The 6,306-nt window shown below is 28.9% G+C and carries 6 protein-coding genes; all 6 read right to left on the bottom strand.

Translation table 11 applies throughout. The features are described from left to right. Nucleotides 1-146 precede the first annotated feature (146 nt). From LNAT_RS06970 to LNAT_RS06945, 6 genes are read right to left on the bottom strand one after another with little or no spacing between them, the layout of a single operon-like run. A complete protein-coding gene (locus tag LNAT_RS06970) occupies nt 147-929 on the bottom strand; it encodes a prepilin-type N-terminal cleavage/methylation domain-containing protein (RefSeq protein ID WP_172413514.1) in 783 nt (260 codons plus the stop codon). Then, complete coding sequence (locus LNAT_RS06965; RefSeq protein WP_096259766.1) at nt 904-2,754, bottom strand: citrate/2-methylcitrate synthase; 1,851 nt, start codon at nt 2,752-2,754, stop codon at nt 904-906. The genes LNAT_RS06970 and LNAT_RS06965 overlap by 26 nt, the downstream gene beginning before the upstream one ends. Next, nucleotides 2,754-4,118, bottom strand: a complete 1,365-nt coding sequence (locus LNAT_RS06960; RefSeq protein WP_096259764.1) for an ATP citrate lyase citrate-binding domain-containing protein — start codon at nt 4,116-4,118, stop codon at nt 2,754-2,756. The genes LNAT_RS06965 and LNAT_RS06960 overlap by 1 nt, the downstream gene beginning before the upstream one ends. 57 nt (nt 4,119-4,175) lie before the next feature. Next, nucleotides 4,176-5,342, bottom strand: a complete 1,167-nt coding sequence (locus tag LNAT_RS06955; protein ID WP_096259762.1) for an ArnT family glycosyltransferase — start codon at nt 5,340-5,342, stop codon at nt 4,176-4,178. Continuing rightward, entirely contained in the window at nt 5,339-5,902 is a 564-nt protein-coding gene (locus tag LNAT_RS06950; protein ID WP_096259761.1) for an anthranilate synthase component II, read from the bottom strand. Before LNAT_RS06950 ends, LNAT_RS06955 begins: the two co-directional genes overlap by 4 nt. A 31-nt stretch (nt 5,903-5,933) precedes the next feature. After that, entirely contained in the window at nt 5,934-6,266 is a 333-nt protein-coding gene (locus LNAT_RS06945; RefSeq protein ID WP_096259759.1) for a winged helix-turn-helix domain-containing protein, read from the bottom strand. Between the last annotated feature and the right edge of the window lie 40 nt (nt 6,267-6,306).

The raw sequence follows: 6,306 nt of genomic DNA, 5'->3' as shown, positions 1-6,306 counted from the left end.
GGCCTGCTACTTATCTCTAAGCTCTCAATCATCTCCATCACGCTCTCTTGCGTTTTGGGAATGAAAGTATATTATATTTTCTCCCCCCTGTCAAGTACTTCTAACCACTTTTCCTGATTTTTTTTGAATTTAATGATGGGTTAATGTTAATTACAATTACTTTTATATATTTCACCTGTTGGAGTTATATTTATTTGAATGCATTTATTTGTTGAAGAATAAAGTTTTATTTTATTAATTTTATTTTTTAAAATAGGTCTATTGTTTTTATCAAGAGGATTTATATCTCCGTTATCTCCTTTACTATTACTTTCATCTAAAAAGATATTTCCGTAATTATCAAACACCAATCTAAAAGGAAATCTATTATTAAATGTTATATTTACAATTCCGTAAGTTTTAGTTAAATCTAAATTTTGATTAACTTTGTCGCAATCAGGATAATGACTTTTATTGCAATGACCAATTAATAATTTACCATTAATATCTGTTGCTATAGACTTATACCATAAACTTTTAGGGTTATCAGGATAATGCCCTGTTTTATCAAAATTATAAGTATAACTACTACCTGTTTGATCGCTAGGTAAATCACTAAATATTTCGTACCAATAATGAATTTTTCCATTTTCATTAGAAGAAGAAAATCTAATCTGCCACCATTGTTTAAACCAATATTTACTTCTATTTTGTTCAATAACACTATTATTTATAGGAAAAGGTTGATATTTATCATCTTTTAAAGCAAGTGATTGAGTATATCTAATATTTCTGATGATTTCATCTGCGGCAATATTTAATTTATCAGGTGCCAGATTAAAAGAAATAGAAGTAATTACTATTCCTATAATAACAATTACTATTAAAAGCTCAATAAGGGTAAAAGAAGGAGAAAATCTCCCGTTATTTAATTTCTTCAGCTTTTTCAACCTGGTATAAAATATCATCCCACGGATGTCTGTACATTGGCATTCCAAGTCTTTTTTCATCAAGGATATGTCCGATAAATCCAATACTTCTTCCAAGAATAAAGAACGCATTTAATGTCCCACTTTCAATGAATTCATTAATTTCTTTATCAGTATATCCTAACGCTCTCCACATGTCAACCATTAATATACCAATTGTACCATCAACATTTAAAATTAAATTTTCTTTTTTAGATGTTGTTTCTTTTTCAACTTCTAAAGCGAAATCTAAAAGTGGAGTCGCAGGAAAATATTCAGCTGCATATTTTTTAAGCCCTTCGACTCTTTTGTCAGGATTTCTCACAGATTTAATTCTATGTCCAATTCCTGGAATTGGAATACCTTGTTTTTTCATATAATTTACAAATTCTTTTGGACTCATGTTATTATCATGAGCATATTTGAAATATTTTGCAGCTCCGTCAATTGCACCACCAAATCTTGGTCCTATTGTAAGAAGACCAGTTACTAGTGATTCAACTACACTTTTACCAGCTCTTGCAGTAACTTTTGCATTGTGAGCTCCACTCACCGCAGGACCATGGTCTGCAACTGTTTTAATTACAGTTTCAATAAAATCTGTTGCCCATTTAGGATATCTTTTTTTGAACCATAAAAGTGAAATAACATCACCTATACTATATCCTGTATCCGGTGTTGCAACCTGACTAATTGGAATTCCAGCATATACAGCTTCTTCTCCCCTGTCATCACTAATAGTACATACAAAATTTCTTGGTTTTCTGATTTTTCCGGCTGCAAGAGCTTTATTATAATCTTCTGGAATCGGAGGAACTTCTGGTTCTTCAATATCTCCAATTATACCTTTTCCTTTTAATTCTTCATAAACACCTTTAATTACTAACGGTAAATCATTGAAGTTATCAGGAACATGAATTCCAGCTTCTTTCATAGCTCTGTTTTTAGCTTCTGCAGTTTCCTCTTCTGCATTTGCACTAGCACCTGCATGTCCAAATTGTACACCACTGCTGAAATATTTAGCAATTGTACCAATACACCAACCGATAACTGGTTTAGTAATTTTACCTTCTTTAATTGCTTCAATAACTTTATATTCTTCCCTTCCACCAACTTCACCAAGTAAAATCATATATTTAACTTGTGGATTTTTTTCCATTCTAAGAAGATGGTCAATAAATACACTACCAACAAATCTGTCACCACCGATAGCAACACCTTCTGCGATACCATCAGCATTAAGGGCGATGATATTACTAAGTTCGTTAAATAGACCACCACTTCTTGTAACAAGTCCTGCACTACCAGGTCTGTGAAGTTTTGATTTTACAATATTTTCAATTGTACCACCGATATTTGCAACTTTAAATGCACCAGGAACAATTGCACCAACTGTTGCAGGTCCTATAATTGTTACACCTTTCTCTCTTGCTTTTTTATTCATAAGTCTTGCAAGTCTTTCTGGTATACCCTCAGCTGTAATCATAATAACTCTGAATTGGTTCATATCAAGTGCTTCATTTGTTACATCATAAGCAGTTCTGAATGAACCAAAATTAAGAAGTACATCTGCATTTGGATGATTTTTCACAGCTTCAGCTGTACTTCTATAAACCGGAATCATAACTTCATCTGTTCCATAAAAGAATTTTTCAAATTTATTTGAGCTAGTTGGAGCAACTATTGCTGCAACTGACGGTTTTTCTCTTCTAATTACATAATCATAATCAAGCATTCTTTGAATTGCTGATTTGTTGTTATTCCAGAAAATTGCCTGTGTATCCCTTGTAAATAGTGCGTTACTCATTATTTAGCTCCTTTTTTATCATCTTCAAGTGCCATTCTTACAATATCTGTAATGTGTGTTTCAGGTCCGTAAACTTTAATTGGTAGTCCAAGTTTTTCAGCCGCAGCTTTTATATCTTTTAGACCTTTTTCATAATTTGGTCCACCACGTCTTACATAAATTCTAACACCAACATCTTTCATTTTATCTGCATATTTATTAAAGGCCTGAATAATTCCTGTAAATGTTTTGGCTACGTCTGTAAAGTTTGCAATCGCACCACCAATAATTAATATTTTATCTCTACCTTTTGGATCTTTTTCTCTTGTCATCAAGTCAAGTACAGTTTCAGTATAAAATCTTGTTTCATCAGTTGTAGGTCCACCTGAATATTCACCATAATTTGCAAGTTCTTCTACTCCACCAGCTAAATCTGCAATAGTATCAGCATAAACTACTGATGCACCACCACCAGCAACTAGAGTCCAAATTCTACCTTTTGGATTAAGAACTGTTAATTTGAGTGAAGCACCGCTTTTTGCATCAGCTTCTGCAATTGCTTTTTCTTCTGGAGATTTTTCTGGCATTCCAAATGGTGTAGGAAATTCAATATCTCCCCATTTATCTTTCATTAAAAATCCTGCTGTATCATCAAGTCTTGCAACTAAATCAAGTAAATAAACATTATTTCCAACAATTACAACAGGGTTGATTTCTAGATATGCAAAATTCAAATCCCTAAAGAATTTATAAAAATTAATTGCAAAATTTGCATAAACTTCTTTTTTATCTTCCGGAATGTCTGCAGGAATGTTTTCTTTTATTAATTTTTCAATTTCTTCATCAGTTGCATCAATTGGAATTTTAACTTCTGTTACTTTATCCCAGTTTTCTTCAACTTCCATTCCACCGTGAGCTGACATATACAATACATCATAATTTTCATCTAAACTAGCCGCAGCAATATAATATTCTTCATCTTCTGTGTGCGGTGTAAAAGGTTCAACAATAAAATATGTTAAATAATCTTCTTTTGGTTCTCCAACTGGTTTGTCACCTTCAAATTTTGAATAAACTTTTTGTTTAGAACTTCTTTTCTCATCAATCCATTTAGCCGCATCTTCTAGAGTTACGTCTCCTGGTTTATTTATTTTAAATAAAACCAAATTATTTTTACCTCTTTTACCAAAAAGCATATCAGGTTTTGCAACCAAAGGTTTTTCATTAAGCCATTTATATTCAGGTTTTTTAGCTAATTCTTTTAATTCATCTCCACTTTTAACAAGTACACTTTCAAATGGATAATTCAATCCTTTAAAATAATTATCCCAGTTTTGTTTAAAAAGTTTTTTACCGTCATATTCACGAATAGGTTTTTGAGCCATTAATACTCCTTCTAATTTATTTTAAAAATTGTATCATTTATAAAGAAAAAATTATTTTTAATTATCTTTTTTATAACTATTTTTTTTTAAAGTGTTTAATTTCGAAACATCTATTTTCATTATTAATTTTTTATTGTGAAAAATTGAAACGTTATATCTTGAAGAATTCAAATAATATTTATTTCCTAACTTAATTCCATAAAAATTTAATACCTTACATAATTTTTCATTTTTACAATAAATATAATCAATTTTTTTATTTTTCATATAATCGGCCAAAGGTTTAATAAAATAAAAACTGTAACTCAAATTTCTTACAGGAGTATATTTATTTAAAAACAAAGCTACATCAAAAATTATTAATGAAGAAAATAAAATAATAAACAACAATTTATAAAATTTTCTAAATTTTGGCAGTCTTACTTTATATGATTTTAAAAATATATTAACCATATTTATTACAAAAGCCAATGTATAAGGGGCAAAATCATCTATTTTGATTCTTTGCCTAAACGATAAAATCATAGAAAGAAAAAAAGCGGTTGCTGAAATAAAATAAATCAAATCTTTTTTAATAAAAAGATTTTTATATAAAGCATACAAAAAATATACAAAAACAAAAGGAGAAAAAATTAAAAAATAGGTACCGAACAAATCTATAAAATATCCTTTTGGTTTTCCATGGATTTTATATTCAAAGTAATTTGCATTCACCGCTAGTAAAATCAAACTGAAAATTAAAAATTTTGTATCTTTTTTATATATTGAATAAAAAATCAAAGCCAAATAGAGAGAGATCAAACTTTTATCTATAAAAATATACAGTATCAAAAGTACATATGAAAAAATCCTTATTTTTTCATATGTATAAATAAATAATAACGTTAAAAAAATTAAATACACAGATTTATTTACAATTACAGATGAAATTATCATTCCGGGAATTAGCATAAATATATAAGTTGCGAATATTCTCTCTTTATCTCTTTTTAATTTAATCTGTGCTATTTTATAAAAAAGAATAACACTTAAAAAGCCTGTGAATAAAGACGGCAACCTAAGGGCAAAATCGTTTTTTCCAAAAAGTAAAAAAGAAATATTTAAAATATGGTTTAAAAGAGGAAAATGATGGATTCCGTCAATTTCCACAAAAGAAAAAGATAAATAATTAATACTGTAAAATAATAAAAAAAAATAAAAAATTACTATTGGAAAAAATTTCATAATTTTAAAAAATTATTAATTATTTCTTTTCCATATTCACTCATAATTGATTCAGGATGATACTGAACCCCGAAAATAGGTTTATCTTTAACCCTAATGGACATAATTTCGTTATCATCTGTCGAATATGAAGTCGGAACAATAAAATTTGGCAATGTGTTTTCATCAACTACCAAAGAGTGATATCTTGTTACTCTGAATTTTTGAGGTAAATTTTTATATATATCATCATACAGTGTTATTTCAATATCACTTGTTTTACCATGCATTAAATTTTTTGCCCTGACAATATCTGCTCCAAACGCATAGGCAATTGACTGATGACCAAGACATACACCCAAAATGGGTTTATCTATTTTTTTAATTATTTCAACACTGATACCCGCCTCTTTTGGTGTAGACGGTCCCGGGGAAATTATAATTTTTTCTGGATTTAGTTTTTTAATTTCATCCACACTTAATTCGTCATTTCTTATTACTTTTAAATTTGCACCGAGTTCTAGACAATACTGAACAATATTATAAGTAAATGAATCATAATTATCAATCATCAATATCATTTATTGCCTTTTTTAAATTTTAGAAATTTTATCAAAATTTATCTTTATATTTCTCATTTAATTTTTTTCTAAATTTTTTAACTTCATTTTCTAAATTTTCAAAATCTCTAATCAGCTGTTTTCCATATTCAGTTAAATATGTACCTCCCCCGCCTTTTCCACCACTTTGTTTTTCTACAACCTCTTCCTTTGATAGAGAATTTATAATATCTATTGCATCCCAAGCCGCTTTATAACTCATTTTCATCTCCCTTGCGGCCTTTGAAATCGAACCATACTTATCTATTAATTTTAATAATTTTATGCGTCCTTTTCCCAAAAAACTTTTATTATTTTTATCTATCCAGAAATTAAGTTTTATCATTCCTCCACTTTTTTAAAAATTATAACAAATTTGATAAAAT

Source organism: Lebetimonas natsushimae (assembly GCF_002335445.1).
GTDB lineage: Bacteria > Campylobacterota > Campylobacteria > Campylobacterales > Nautiliaceae > Lebetimonas > Lebetimonas natsushimae.
Note: the sequence above shows the minus strand (reverse complement) of the source record. Positions and strands in the feature narration are given on the sequence as shown.